Below are 12,616 nucleotides of genomic sequence, written 5' to 3'. Positions count from 1 at the left end.
GTCAACATGAACGGAAAAAGGCGACTGTTTGTCAGTTTGATTCTCGTAAGCCTGATCATGCTCACAGGCTGTTGGGACTACCGGGATATTGAAGAAACTTCAGCCAATATCGGACTGGCCCTTGATCTGGGTGACACAGAGACCGGTGAAGTCCGGATTGAAGGGGAAAAACCGGTGATCAACGCCACCCTTCAAATTATGGATCCGAAACAACCCTCCAGCGGAGAAGGGACAATCGATTATGAAAATACAACGATCACCGGAAACACCTTAGGCAAGATGGCTGTGGAAGTCGCTTTATTCAACCGGGGTCCGCTCCTTGGACAACACCTGAAGATCACGTTGATCGGGGAAGAATTGGCCAAACGCATGAATTTTCGAAACATGCTGGACTATCTGTTTCGAGGCCCGTATGTCCGCTTAAGCAGCACCATCCTGTGCACGAAAGGAAAAGCGGGAGAGTTTCTGCAGAGCGATGATAAAAGCAAAGGCAATGAATTGCCGGCTCTTAAAATTCTCAGTATCGCAGACAACACCAAATATTCGCTTCGGATATTAGAGCCGGTGACGTATGGAAGAGCAGGGAAATTTTTGGCCAGCAACCAAAGCTTTTTGCTCCCCTGCATCGCCAAAAAAAATGATGAAATCGTACTGGAAGATGCCGCTGTCATCAGCGGGAGAAACAAAAAATTGATCGGTTTCATGAATTCCGAAGACATTGCTGGGGTCAACTGGATCACCGGAAAAAAGGGAGGCGGCGTGTTAAACGTTTATGATGAGGATCAAGCCATTTTCGCCGTCAGGATTTTTAACATGTCCAGCAAAATCAAACCCCGTGTGGAAGGTGACAAAATTTCTTTTGATGTCCACGTAAAAACCGGAGGTTATTTGACGGAAGACTGGATTGAAGAAGAAGACGCCACGGATCCGAAATATCTTAAACGCTTGGAAAAAAGGGCAGAAGATAAAATCGTCCATCAAATGCGTTCGGTATTGTATAAAATGCAAAAAATTTATCAGGCCGATGTGGCCGGTTTCGGAGACGCCCTCCGCATCCATGACAACAAATTGTGGCAACGCATCAAGAATGAATGGGAAGTCAAATGGTTTGCCGACGTTCCGATTCGCATTAAAGTCGATCTCAATTTGCGGGACTACGGTGTCAAAGCCAAAGACGAGTGATCCTCCTCCTTCTCACGCCAAAGATATGTTATATTTGTTAAAAAATAAAGGAGGAGAAAACCATGCATGCACAAATCATCCGCCAATTTGGTTCCCCGGATGTGTTTGAACCGGTAACCCTCCAGCGTCCGGCGGTGTTGCCCGGCCATGTCCTGATCCGCGTCGCCGCCACCAGTGTCAATCCGATTGATACAAAAATCCGAAGCGGAGCCGTGCCGAATGTTGCCCCCGAACTGCCGGCCGTTTTACACGGCGATGTGGCCGGGGTCATCGAAGAAACCGGGGAAGGGATCACCTCTTTTCAAGTCGGGGATGAGGTTTTTGCCTGTGCCGGAGGCTTTAAAAACACGCATGGCGGGGCTCTGGCTGACTACCTGCTCGTCCGCGAAGAGCTGGTGGCGCCAAAACCCCGCTCGCTCTCCTTCCAAGAAGCGGCCGCCCTTCCCTTGGTGTCGATCACCGCTTGGGAAGCCGTTTTTGAACGGGGACGAATTCAAGAAGGACAAAACGTGTTGGTTCATGCCGGAACCGGGGGCGTCGGCCATATCGCCCTGCAACTGGCCAAACTCACCGGTGCCACGGTACATACCACCGTCTCCACAGACCGGAAAGCAGAAATCGCCAAAAGGTTGGGAGCCGATCACCCCATTTTTTACCGGCAAAGTGAAGTGGATGACTATGTCAAACAATATACCGGCGGCGAAGGCTTTGACGTGGTGATCGACACCGTTGGCGGAGCCAATATCGACCGTTCTCTGCAAGCAGTCAAAATCCACGGCCATGTCGTCACCATCGCGGCCCGTTCCACGCATGATTTATCCCTCATGCACAACAAAGGATTGACCCTGCATGCCGTCTTTATGATCCTCCCGATTCTCACCGGCAAAGGCCTGCAACGCCATGGTGAAATCTTGAGACAAATCAGCCGGTGGGTGGATGAAGGAAAAATCAAGCCCTTGTTGGATGAAAAAACTTACGCTTTTGCAGAAGCGGCTGAAGCCCATCGACGGCTCGAATCGGGCCAGGCGGTTGGAAAAGTCACTCTGGTCAACGAAAACTTCTCCTGAAAAAAGAGGCGGAAATGCTCCGCCTCTTTTTACCGCTTCAAAGGGATTCTGCCACCGGGCGAATCACGGCCCTGACCGGGCTCCCGTCCCCTCCGAGAATGGGAAGCGGCAAAGCCATCAATTCATAAATCCCTTCTTCCACATTGTCCAAAACCGCCCCCTCCAAAATGTGGATGCCTGCATCCCATAAAGCATGGTGTGCCGGCAACGTCTTGCTGTCGATCGGATCCACGGACGGAACATCCAGCCCGATCAGGCGGATCCCCTGTTTTTTCAGATACGGGACCGCATCCGGATCAAGATGACAAATTTCTTCGGGAAACACGTTCCGATCCCGCCACGAATCGGTCCGGATCAGAAGGCGGCTTATCCCGCCCCATTCTTTTTCCATCAGGTCCTCCGCCTTGATTTTTTCTCTTCCCGGCAAATGAATGACCCTGGCTTTGCCGATATAAAGATTCACATCCAATTCGTTCACCTTGCTCCCCGCCTCGTCAAAGTGAAAAGGGGCATCAATATGGGTTCCGGTATGGGTGCTCATTTGCACCTGACCGACATTGACCGATCCGCTTTCTTCTTTGGTGTAAGTGAATTCATATTGAAACGGGGCATCTCCCGGCCAAACCGGGATTCCGGAGTGAAGGGGCTGGGAAATATCAATCCAGGTCATCAAGTCACCTCTTTCGATTCAGTGGGGTAATGTTGATACTTTTTCTCATCCATAATCTGCTTCAATCGTTTCATGGCTTCACAAACATCGATGAACGAGTTGTATAAAGCCACCGGAGCCAATCGTATCACATTGGGAGGGCGAAAGTCAGGGATGACGCCCTCTGCCTTTAATGCCCTGCTGATTTGAAGGGCATCGGGATGTTCCAAAGCAAGATGCCCTCCACGCTGCTTGGGATTCCGCGGGGTTCCGGTTTCAAATCCGTAAGAAGAAAAAATCTGATCCACCATTTTGAAAAGAAAGTCCGTTAACATTAACGATTTTTTGCGTATGGCTTCCATCCCCGCTTCAGCAAAGATGGACAACGATCCAATGAGCGGAGCCATACTGAGCAAATGCGGCGTTCCGATCTGATAAGCCCCGGCGTCGCTTCCGGGGATCATCTCCGGTGCCATTTCAAATTGGCGCTCTTTGTCCGAACCAAACCAACCGGCAAGCCCCGGTTTGGTTCCGTGATGTTTTTTGTGGACATAGAGACCGGCCACCCCACCAGGACCGCTGTTCAAATATTTATACGTGCACCAAGCGGCAAAATCAACCCCCCACTCCGCAAACCGGTGGGGAACCGCCCCGACAGAATGGCATGCATCCCAGCCGATGAGGATGCCGCGCTCATGAGCCGCTTTGGTCAACTTTTCCATATCCAACAATTGTCCGCTTTTGTATAAAACGGCCGGCAACCAGGCCAGCGCCACCTCCTCATTCATCATTGCAATGATTTCATCCTCATCCAAATATCTCCCCGACGGGTCAGACGGCACACAGATCAAGTCTTCTTCCGCTGAATATCCGTGAAGAATCAACTGGCTTTTTAAAGCATAAAGATCGGAGGGAAAATTGAGTACATCCGCCAAGATCTTGCGGCGGGAACCTTGCGGGCGGTAAAAAGTGGCAACCAATTGGTGGATATTCACCGTCGTCGAACCGGTCACCACCACTTCCTCCGGCCGCGCCCCCACCAAAGGCGCCATCTTTTGCCCCAAATCCTCCGCGAAATAAAACCAGGGCCTTTTTCCCTGAACCCAGCCGTCTATCCCGAGTTTTTTCCAACTGTCCAAAACTTCCGTCAAGGCCAGCTCCGAACGTTTGGAAAGCAACCCCAATGAATTCCCGTCCAAGTAGATTTTCCCGTCCGGCAAATAAAATTCCCCGCGATACTTCCCGAGCGGATCGTTTTGATCCAGCTCCCATGCTTCTTCAAAAAAAGAGGAGAAGGACGGCACCGGATTCACCTCGCCTGTAGTTTTGTGCGCACATGCCAAAGCTCCGGAAAAAAGGATTGGTCCAACCCTTTTTTCAAATAAGAAACCCCGGACGAGCCGCCGGTTCCTTTTTTGTAACCGATGATCCGCTCCACGGTTTTCATGTGCCGGAACCGCCACTGCTGAAACCAGTCTTCCAAATCGACCAGCTTCTCTGCCAATTCATACAAATCCCAGTATTTTTCCACGTTTTGATATACCTGAAGCCACGCTTGTTCCACACTTTCCTCATATTGATAAGGCTTTCGGACATCCCGGTTCAATACTTTTTCGTCAATGGAGAAACCGGCCTTATGCAATGCTTCGATGGAAACATCATATATGCTGCGGGCTTCATAAGCTTGCTTCAATTTTTCAAGCAAAACCGGATCGTTTTCATAAATTTTTAAAATGTGTGTACTCTTTTTGCCCAGATAAAATTCAATCATCCGGTATTGATAGGATTGAAAACCGGAAGCATGTCCCAAATAACCGCGAAACTTCATATATTCGGACGGTGTCAACGTGGACAACACATCCCAAGATTGGATGATTTGGGATTGGATTTTGGAAAACCGGGACAGCATTTTAAAAGCGGCCGGCAAATCCCCTGTCCGGATCGACTCCATCGCCGCTTCCAACTCGTGAATCATCAACTTCATCCACAATTCACTCGTCTGATGAATAATCACAAACAACATCTCATCATGATGGCCGGACAACAGTTTTTGGCAATCCAACAGCAAATGTAACCGGAGATAATCCCCGTAAGTCATTTGTTCACGAAAATCGGTATGGATGCCTTCTTCCGGATTCATCTCGGCTCCCCTTTCATGCAGGATGAGAGACGACTTGATTAACAGAAATGATTCATCCTTTTAACCCGCTGTCCAATAAGGTGATTTTCACGCCGGATAACGGGAAAAGCCGGATTTGCATGGTTTCCCGGTCTTTGAGCGCAACCATATTTCCGTCACGGGACCAATTGGCTAAATATCCGCAATACGTTTGCCCCTTATACTCCAACTCCACCAGTTCATACGGCTGCAACAGTTCAGTCATGGAGAACGCCTCTTTGTTCAGTTTGGTATCCAACGGAAATTGCAATTGAAACCGGTTTTCATAAACTTGGAAACACCGGGTCAATCCTTCCATCCGGTAAAATTCCTGCGTCATGCAAGAAACGGGAATCTTAAACTTGGGTTCTGATTTCAAGACTTCTTGCACCTCATCCGAAACCGATTCCACGATCAGCTCGATATGTCCGGAACACTCTTCATAATCATAAATCAATTGCCCGTGCAAAAACGGGATTTCTGTACGAGATATTACAATTTTGCGCAACAAATAACTTTCTTTCATAATGGCTCTCATTCTCCCTCTGTACTTAATTTTATTATAAACCAACGGGCTTTGGCTTTTAAGCACCAACCCGGAACCGGAAAATCCGTGCAGGGATCACTCCTTCCAAAAGAGAAGTCATTGGAAAACCATTCCAAAAAGGAGTATCGTATGTCAGTCCGCAGATACCACTTATTGATCGATGAAATCAAACGGGATATCGAAGAATGCGAAAAACAAATGTTTTATCATCTTGATGAAATGCAGCGCGCCAAACACCAAGGGAACAAAGAGGTGGAACGCCATCACCGGCTGGAACAATTGAAATGGGAACGCAAGCTTCGCGAAGCCACCCGCGCATTCATCCACACGGAACAAGCCTTGGCCAAGGCGGTGGAAGAAGAACATCTTCACCGTTTTCAGGAAGATCAGGCGCGTCGCGAGGGAAAAAGCCGGAACACGTGGCAATGATCCTTCTTTCTCCGTTTCAAAGGATGTTTTTATCACCGCTTGCGCACAATAAAAAACAACCGAATGAACGAGAAGGAGGATTTTTCGATGTTCCGAAAAAAAGCCGGTGAATACTTGGTTGATCTGCTGATCGATTGGGGAGTGGATCATATATACGGAATGCCCGGGGATTCGATCAACTCTTTGATCGAGCCAATCCGGAAAGCCAAAGACAAAATCAAATTTATACAGGTCCGGCATGAAGAAGCCGGTGCGTTGGCCGCAGCCGCCTACGCCAAATTAACCGGAAAATTGGGCGTTTGTACCGCCATTGCCGGGCCGGGGGCCATTCATCTGTTGAACGGATTGTATGACGCCAAGTTGGATCACGCTCCCGTTTTGGCCATAACCGGCCAAGTTGAATCCGATTTGATCGGAATTGACTATTTCCAGGAAGTCAATCTGGATCGCCTGTTTGACGATGTGGCCGTTTATAACCAGCGGATCATGTCGGCCGAACAACTGCCGGCGGTGGTTAATCAGGCCATCCGGACCGCCTACACCAAAAAAGGGGTTGCCGTTTTAACCATTCCGGACGACATTCCCCGCTTTGAAGTGGAACGGGAAGTGCGCACCACCACTTCGTTTTATTGCAAACAAGAAATCCGCCCCGATAAAAACGATCTTCTCCAGGCCAAAGAAATCCTGTTAAAAGCGAAACGGCCCGTCATCCTGGCCGGAAAAGGAACGAAACATGCGAAAGAAAATCTGATCCGCCTTGCGGAAAAAATGGCCGCTCCCATCATTCTCAGTTTGCCGGCCAAAGGCGTGATCCCCGATGAACATCCCCTTTGTCTCGGCGGTCTGGGACTGATCGGAACCCGCCCGGCCTATGAAGCCATGCAAAACGCGGACACCCTGATTCTGGCAGGCACGTCGTTCCCGTTTACCGGCTTTCTGCCCCGGGAAGCGAAAACCATTCAAATCGACACGGATCCCACCCAAATCGGAAAACGCATGCCCGTGGATATCGGACTGGCCGGCGACGCCGATTACACATTGGGCTGGCTCATTGATCAGGTTCCTTATCAAACAGACCGCAGCCATTTGGAGACCCATCAAAAAATGATGAAAGACTGGTGGGACCATCTTGCGAAACACGAAGAAGCCGATGAGGTTCCGATCAAACCACAACGGGTGCTGAAAGCTTTGCAACAAGTCGCCGATGATGATGCCATTTTATCGGTGGATGTCGGCAATGTGACGGTATGGGTGGCACGGCATTTCCGTATGATCCGGCAACAATTTCTCACCTCCGCATGGCTGGCCACTCTGGGTTGCGGGCTTCCCGGAGCCATTGCATCCAAAATCGCACATCCGGATAAACAAGTGTTTGCCATCTGCGGGGACGGGGGCTTCGGCATGACGATGAACGACTTTGTCACCGCTGTCAAATATGGGCTTCCCATCGTGGTGGTGGTCTTGAACAACCACAAAATCGCCATGATTAAGTTTGAACAGGAAGTGATGGGCAATGTTGAGTTTGGAACCGATCTGACCAACCCGAATTTTGCCCGCTATGCCGAAATCTGCGGGGGGATCGGCTACCGGGTGGAAACCCCCGATCAACTGCTCCCGGCCTTTGAGCAAGCGGTCAGGCAGAAAAAGCCTTGCATCATCGACGTGGTGGTCGATGCCGACGAAGCGCCCATGCCGGCCAAGATCACCTTTGCCCAAGCTGCCGGCTACGCCAAGCACATGGTCAAAGAACTGTTCGCTCAGGGAAAAACCGATGTTCCTCCTCTGGTTTAAGTCCAGGCATTGAAAGCCTGGTTTCAATCCAAAGCCACAAAAAATCTGAAAAAAGAAGGAACAGACAAGGTAGGAGTAGAAAGTTTTATAGTTACAACCTACTTTTACGCTGGAGAGGAAGGAAGAAACCCATGAAATGGATGGCCATTCACGGAAGTTCACGGAAAAATGGAAACACGGAAAAACTGACACACTTTGTACTGGAAGATATACCGGCAACGCATCTTTATCTCCGGGAATACTCCATCCGTCCGATTTTGGATCAGCGCCATGACCCCGACGGCTTTGATCCGGTGGATGATGATTATGACCGCCTCATTCAACAGGTCATGGAGCATGACGCCATTGTCTTCGGAACGCCTTTATATTGGTACGGGATGAGCGGACACATGAAAAATTTTATTGACCGCTGGTCCCAAAGCTTACGCGATTCCCGGTATGATTTCAAAGAAGCCATGCGCGGAAAACAAGCTTACGTTGTGATCACCGGCGGGGAAAATGCCCGGTTGTTCGCTCTCCCGCTCGTACAACAGTTTGATTTGATCTTCAAGTTTATGTCGATGGATTTCAAAGGGTATCTGATCGGTTACGGAGGCAAACCCGACGGAATCCTGCATGATGAAAGAGCATTGGAAGAAGCCAAACAACTGAATCAACAACTGAAACGAATCCATGCCGGATAACATTTTTCATTCGCAAGCCCCGGTTCCTCTGCCCGGGGCTTGCGTGTATTCCACGGCCATGTTTCTTCTCCTTTTAACTTGCGGCCACAGGCGGCTGATTTTTAGTAATTTTCAATAAAATATAACCTAATTATTTTATATTATTAGCGACAGGATTCCTTTGCATGGAAGAAAATTGAAAGGGCCTTTGGATTGAAAATCATTAGCATCCATTTTTTCATGAGGTGATATCTTGATCCAGATTGCCAGCACGCTTGGGAATGCTTTGAGATCTTATGCCCAATTCCATCCGGATCAAGAGGCGCTGGTTTCTCCCGGTTTTCGCATCCGCTACCGGGAGTACGAGGAACGAACCAACCAATTTGCCCGTTATTTATCCGGGCAAGGGGTCAAAAAAGGAGACCGGGTTCCCCTTTTGACCGGAACCAATGCTTCGTTCGCCCTCAGTTTGATGGCCTTGGCCAAGATCGGAGCCGTCGCGGTTCCCCTGAACCATTACTGGAAACCGGAAATGATCCGGTGGGCCATCGATGATCTGGAAGCGGACTTTCTCCTGGTGGGAGATCAATTTTATCCCTTGATTCAAACGGAAGCCGAAACCGGAAAAATCCGCCACACCATCGTTTGTGAACAGAACAAAGTAAGTCCAGGCCTTTTGAGGGCGTTACAAAAATATCCGGACACTTCGCCAGTGGAATCAGTTGCACTTCCCTTGTTCTGGACAGGTATTCACGTCATCTGGTGGCGACTCCTTCCTTCCACATTTCAGCGATTGCACCGGTCTGTTTACAATCCTTTTTGGGTGTAACCCTTGTTTTCCCGCCGGAACTCACTGCTGAATCCTTGTTACAGACCATCGGCAAAGAGAATGTGAACACCGTCTTGTTGCCGCCTCATGCACTCGGCATTTTACAATCCCTTATTCGTCAAAGCGATTCTGCTTTTTCCTCTCTCAAACGTTTCCTCTCCGAAGGGACCAGAGTGCCCGAAAATGTGATCAAAAGTGGCGAATCACCGGACTTTGAGGAGGTTCAAGCTTATGGAGCCACCGAATTAAACGGGATCATCTCCATATGGAATCCGAAAATGGGTCTTGATAAAATCCATACCGTCGGAAAAACGCATTTATTCCCGGAAATCAAAATCCTGGACCCCGAAACCAAAAAAGAGCTTCCACCGGGTGAAACCGGGGAGGTTGCCATTCGGGGCCCGCAACTTTTCACCGGGTATTGGAAAAAGCCGGAGGAAACCAAAAAGCTTTTCATCAAGGATGGTTCTTGACAGGAGACGCCGGGAGAATGGATGAGGACGGGTTTCTGGAAATCGTGGACCGTTATAAAGATGTAATTTATTCCCCCGAAATCGGCGGGATTTTCCCCGCTGAAGTGGAACAAGTGATCCGGGAACTCCCCGGCGTGGAAGATGTCAACGTCACCGGGGTCCTTCATCCACAATGTTCGGAAATTCCCTGCGCTTTTGTAAAACCCGTCCAAGGGGCTTCACTTACAAAAACAGAGATTCTCCAATACGTACACCAAAAACTCGGTCCCCACAAACTCAAGGATGTTTTCTTCTGCAGGCAACCGCTTCCCCGCAATGCCAACGGAAAAGTGGACAAATCACAGTTGCGCCGGATGTATCAGCAACTTGTAAACGCTTCGGAAGAATAACTATCTTTGTTGAAACCTGACCGGCTGCTATATCCGGTCAACTTCCTCCGCGCCCGAACTGAAGACATGCGGATTGATATCCGTATCCGGTCCTTTGAACAGACGATGCTCATACCACTCCGGCTCCCGGATCCGCAAGAGATAACCGGCTTCCTCCAACGCCGGGACATAAGCCGATTCATCTGTGAATCTTTCACCACCAGCTGGATGTCGATGACAGGCTTTGCACACAGTCCCGGCACGGAGGTGGATCCGACATGCTCCAAACGCAACATCTTGTCGCCAAGTGCCAAGCGGATTCGTTTGGCTTCCCGTTCAAACAACTCCGGCCAGCGCGGATCATACTCCTCGAGATGGATGGTCGCATTGTGGGTTTCAACTCCCCCACGGTAACTTTCTGAAGCTCTTCGTCACTCATGGGCTTGCTTTTTTGATCCTGTCCATTTCCCTCAACCATGATGATTCACTCCTTTTCCAAGCATCTTGACACCGATTACAGGAAGAATGTCCATGATCCCATCAATTCTCTTCTTTGCTATGGATATTCAATTTTTGCCGGGCATTCCATGGTACCACTGATCACAATCAATCTGCATGAAACCTTTTTTGAGTGCAAAAAACCCCGGAGCGGCAACCCCGGGGTTTGTCTTTTTATGACAAAGCCAGTGCGTTGGTCACTTTTCCATATTCGGAAGCGTGCGGACGGTCCACATCGTCTTCATATCCGTAATCCAGCATCCGGTTGCGGTTGAGACAAAGTTTGGTGAATTTCGGCCGGAGCAAATCAAACAACCGGAAACGTTCTTGGAGTTCGGGGAACCGCTTTTGGTAAGCCAGGATGGTTTCCCGTACTTTTTTCCAGAAGACTTCTTCCGGATACTGATGATATTGTTCCAACAGATCCGACAGATAGCGCATATGGCAGATAAACAATCCGGTGAAAATAAATTGGCAAAGCCCTTCCGGCTCTTCACTGCGCAACACCTGTTTCAGATCTTCCGGCAAATCTTTCAATTCCTCCAGCGGTTCCCGGCTCACGTTGACATCATCGACAAAGTCTTTCATGGCCAGGCGGATCGGAACGGAATCTTTCAACACCAAAATGGTGTTTTGCCCGTGCGGGGAGAAAACCACCCCATAGCGATACAAGTAATGGAGCAACGGCGGCAAAATGGCTTCAAACAAACGATCCAGCCATTCATCCAAGCTGAGTCCCGATTTTTCCACCAACCGGGAGACAAACGGTTTGCCTTCCCCGTCCACATGCACCAGAGCCGCCAAGGTGATCGGTTTTTCCCCTTCTTCCATAAAGTTGTAAATGCTTTCCCGCCAAATGCAACCCAACATCTCCAAATATTGATACGGGGCTCCTTTAAGCTTGGCATAATAGGGATGATCATAGTTGATGCTGGCCACTTCCCCCGGTAAGATCAACCGGCACTCCTTGTGCAAATACGGATCATTTTTCCATATGTTCCAGATGTATTCCGTGATTTTGGGAGCCAACACGGTTCTTTCGCCGGGCAATCCACGGTAAACCAAGGTGTTTAAAATGCTCATCGGCAACTTGACGTGATGCTTCTCTTTGGAACTTGTATTGACAAAGGTGCGAATCGATTGTTGCGGCAGATATTCATCTTCCCCGGTTCCCAGCAGGATGATCCGGTTTTGCGCGAGTTCTTCCGCAAAAAACGGCACAATATAATGATCCCACTGCCAGGGATGCACCGGCATGAAGTAATAATCTTTGTCATCCAAACCGTTTTGGATGAGGACTTGCCGGAAGGATTCCACCTGCTGTTCTCCCAGTTCTTTTTTCACCAGCTCCTCGTATTCAACACCGGTGACCGAATGAAAATCGGCTCTTTCTTTATGCACGGCAATCCAGGACAGTTTAGCCTTATTTTTCTGTTCGGGGGCATAGTTCAGGTAATCTTCATGGCTAAACCCGATTCTCCCCTTGTTGTAAGTGATCCACGGATGCCCTTCCATTTCCCCTTCCAGCTCGGCATAATCCATTTCGGTCAAATCCAGCTGTTGGTTTTTCTTTTTTTCAAGGATATATGCATCCGCCACCAGGGTGTGGGTGTATTCCCGAATCAAATGCCCCGCCGTCATTGAATTCATGCCGATGGTGCTTTGGATGTCCAGCAAAAATTGAATCGGATTGTCGGCCGGTTTCACCTCCCCGTTTTCCTGTCGGTAAATGGTGTCGCCATGAACCCGGTAACTGTCAAACAACCGTTTTTTCACTTCGAAAGTGTACGTGACACCGCTTTTCAGCTCCAAACGGCAACGTTGATTCTCCCCGTCCGCCTTTTCCATATCCGGATGAATGATGTCTTCATACATAAACTCGGCAATCATCTTGGTTAACAAATTCCGGGAAACGGTCTCCCATGTTTCCGGTTGAAAACTTTTCAGTGTATTCATGATGCAT

Annotated in this window: 13 protein-coding genes and 1 pseudogene; 8 read left to right on the top strand and 6 right to left on the bottom strand. The window is 49.2% G+C overall.

Annotated features, from left to right (window positions below; all coding sequences use genetic code 11):
* Positions 1-6 precede the first annotated feature (6 nt).
* Positions 7-1,182, top strand: coding sequence for a Ger(x)C family spore germination protein (locus ATH33_RS00675; RefSeq protein WP_121873938.1), 1,176 nt, complete (start codon positions 7-9; stop codon positions 1,180-1,182).
* Positions 1,183-1,244: 62 nt separating this feature from the next.
* On the top strand, positions 1,245-2,249 hold the full coding sequence (locus ATH33_RS00670) for a zinc-dependent alcohol dehydrogenase family protein (RefSeq protein WP_121873937.1): 1,005 nt from the start codon (positions 1,245-1,247) through the stop codon (positions 2,247-2,249).
* A gap of 37 nt (positions 2,250-2,286) precedes the next feature.
* Here the strand turns inward: ATH33_RS00670 and kynB are convergent, their stop codons facing one another.
* From kynB to ATH33_RS00650, 4 genes are read right to left on the bottom strand one after another with little or no spacing between them, the layout of a single operon-like run.
* Entirely contained in the window at positions 2,287-2,919 is a 633-nt protein-coding gene (kynB, locus tag ATH33_RS00665) for an arylformamidase (protein WP_121873936.1), read from the bottom strand.
* A complete protein-coding gene (gene kynU / locus ATH33_RS00660; protein WP_037994424.1) occupies positions 2,919-4,202 on the bottom strand; it encodes a kynureninase in 1,284 nt (427 codons plus the stop codon). Before kynU ends, kynB begins: the two co-directional genes overlap by 1 nt.
* A 5-nt stretch (positions 4,203-4,207) precedes the next feature.
* Positions 4,208-5,038 carry a tryptophan 2,3-dioxygenase gene (gene kynA, locus ATH33_RS00655; protein WP_037994394.1) on the bottom strand — a complete coding sequence of 277 codons (831 nt, stop codon included), beginning with the start codon at positions 5,036-5,038 and terminating at the stop codon, positions 4,208-4,210.
* Positions 5,039-5,090: 52 nt separating this feature from the next.
* On the bottom strand, positions 5,091-5,582 hold the full coding sequence (locus tag ATH33_RS00650; RefSeq protein ID WP_037994393.1) for a hypothetical protein: 492 nt from the start codon (positions 5,580-5,582) through the stop codon (positions 5,091-5,093).
* A 150-nt stretch (positions 5,583-5,732) separates the two neighbouring features.
* Here ATH33_RS00650 and ATH33_RS00645 point away from each other — a divergent pair, with 150 nt between their 5' ends.
* From ATH33_RS00645 to ATH33_RS00620, 6 genes are all read left to right on the top strand, one after another.
* A complete protein-coding gene (locus tag ATH33_RS00645; protein ID WP_037994390.1) occupies positions 5,733-6,032 on the top strand; it encodes a hypothetical protein in 300 nt (99 codons plus the stop codon).
* A gap of 87 nt (positions 6,033-6,119) precedes the next feature.
* Entirely contained in the window at positions 6,120-7,823 is a 1,704-nt protein-coding gene (locus ATH33_RS00640) for a pyruvate oxidase (protein ID WP_037994388.1), read from the top strand.
* 131 nt (positions 7,824-7,954) lie between these two features.
* Complete coding sequence (locus ATH33_RS00635; protein ID WP_037994386.1) at positions 7,955-8,506, top strand: flavodoxin family protein; 552 nt, start codon at positions 7,955-7,957, stop codon at positions 8,504-8,506.
* A 232-nt stretch (positions 8,507-8,738) separates the two neighbouring features.
* The gene (locus ATH33_RS00630) at positions 8,739-9,314 is read left to right on the top strand and encodes an AMP-binding protein (RefSeq protein ID WP_062842858.1); all 576 of its coding nucleotides are present in this window, start codon (positions 8,739-8,741) and stop codon (positions 9,312-9,314) included.
* Complete coding sequence (locus ATH33_RS00625; RefSeq protein ID WP_170151198.1) at positions 9,248-9,787, top strand: AMP-binding protein; 540 nt, start codon at positions 9,248-9,250, stop codon at positions 9,785-9,787. The genes ATH33_RS00630 and ATH33_RS00625 overlap by 67 nt, the downstream gene beginning before the upstream one ends.
* A gap of 17 nt (positions 9,788-9,804) precedes the next feature.
* Positions 9,805-10,176, top strand: a complete 372-nt coding sequence (locus ATH33_RS00620; protein ID WP_181729131.1) for an AMP-binding enzyme — start codon at positions 9,805-9,807, stop codon at positions 10,174-10,176.
* Positions 10,177-10,206: 30 nt separating this feature from the next.
* On the opposite strand, the pseudogene ATH33_RS00615 reads toward ATH33_RS00620, so the two are convergent.
* Together ATH33_RS00615 and ATH33_RS00610 are read right to left on the bottom strand one after the other, a co-directional pair.
* Positions 10,207-10,633 (bottom strand): annotated as a pseudogene (locus ATH33_RS00615) (GrpB family protein); the annotation flags it as partial.
* A 194-nt stretch (positions 10,634-10,827) separates the two neighbouring features.
* Complete coding sequence (locus tag ATH33_RS00610) at positions 10,828-12,609, bottom strand: IucA/IucC family protein (RefSeq protein WP_147437056.1); 1,782 nt, start codon at positions 12,607-12,609, stop codon at positions 10,828-10,830.
* Between the last annotated feature and the right edge of the window lie 7 nt (positions 12,610-12,616).

The organism is Thermoactinomyces vulgaris, from assembly GCF_003688725.1.
Lineage (GTDB): Bacteria > Bacillota > Bacilli > Thermoactinomycetales > Thermoactinomycetaceae > Thermoactinomyces > Thermoactinomyces vulgaris.
The sequence above is the reverse complement of the archived record's forward strand: the minus strand, read 5'-3'. Positions and strand labels throughout refer to the sequence as shown.

Excerpts from the sequence above, each read along its gene's own strand:
- ATH33_RS00675 (WP_121873938.1), top strand. The coding sequence starts at position 7 with ATGAACGGAAAAAGGCGACTGTTTGTCAGTTTGATTCTCGTAAGCCTG.
- ATH33_RS00670 (WP_121873937.1), top strand. The coding sequence starts at position 1,245 with ATGCATGCACAAATCATCCGCCAATTTGGTTCCCCGGATGTGTTTGAA.
- kynB (WP_121873936.1), bottom strand. The coding sequence starts at position 2,919 with ATGACCTGGATTGATATTTCCCAGCCCCTTCACTCCGGAATCCCGGTT.
- kynA (WP_037994394.1), bottom strand. The coding sequence starts at position 5,038 with ATGAATCCGGAAGAAGGCATCCATACCGATTTTCGTGAACAAATGACT.
- ATH33_RS00650 (WP_037994393.1), bottom strand. The coding sequence starts at position 5,582 with ATGAAAGAAAGTTATTTGTTGCGCAAAATTGTAATATCTCGTACAGAA.
- ATH33_RS00645 (WP_037994390.1), top strand. The coding sequence starts at position 5,733 with ATGTCAGTCCGCAGATACCACTTATTGATCGATGAAATCAAACGGGAT.
- ATH33_RS00640 (WP_037994388.1), top strand. The coding sequence starts at position 6,120 with ATGTTCCGAAAAAAAGCCGGTGAATACTTGGTTGATCTGCTGATCGAT.
- ATH33_RS00635 (WP_037994386.1), top strand. The coding sequence starts at position 7,955 with ATGAAATGGATGGCCATTCACGGAAGTTCACGGAAAAATGGAAACACG.
- ATH33_RS00620 (WP_181729131.1), top strand. The coding sequence starts at position 9,805 with ATGGATGAGGACGGGTTTCTGGAAATCGTGGACCGTTATAAAGATGTA.
- ATH33_RS00610 (WP_147437056.1), bottom strand. The coding sequence starts at position 12,609 with ATGAATACACTGAAAAGTTTTCAACCGGAAACATGGGAGACCGTTTCC.